Source organism: Paraburkholderia sp. SIMBA_054, from assembly GCF_046534875.1.
Taxonomy (GTDB): Bacteria; Pseudomonadota; Gammaproteobacteria; order Burkholderiales; family Burkholderiaceae; genus Paraburkholderia; species Paraburkholderia hospita.
On record NZ_JAWRXV010001349.1, the window covers coordinates 1 to 249 of the forward strand.

Annotated in this window: 1 pseudogene; it reads left to right on the forward strand. The window is 71.9% G+C overall.

Going from position 1 to position 249, the window contains the following annotated elements:
• Positions 1–249, forward strand: a pseudogene (locus SB822_RS59485) (diaminopimelate decarboxylase); the annotation flags it as partial.

A 249-nucleotide genomic window follows, 5' to 3' on the forward strand; every position in this document is an offset into this window, starting at 1 on the left:
CCGCATCGGCACGGTGGAAACCATCGACATCGGCGGCGGCCTGCCGATCCCGTACAGCGCCGAGGACGAACCCTTCGACCTGGAGCGTTGGGCGGCCGGCCTGGCCGAGGTGCGCGCGGTGCATCCGGCGTTCCGCCTGGCGATCGAGCCGGGGCGTTTCATGGTCGCCGAATCCGGCGTGCTGCTGGCCGGCGCGACCCAGGTGGTCGAGAAGGACGGCATCCACCGCGTCGGCCTGGATGCCGGCAT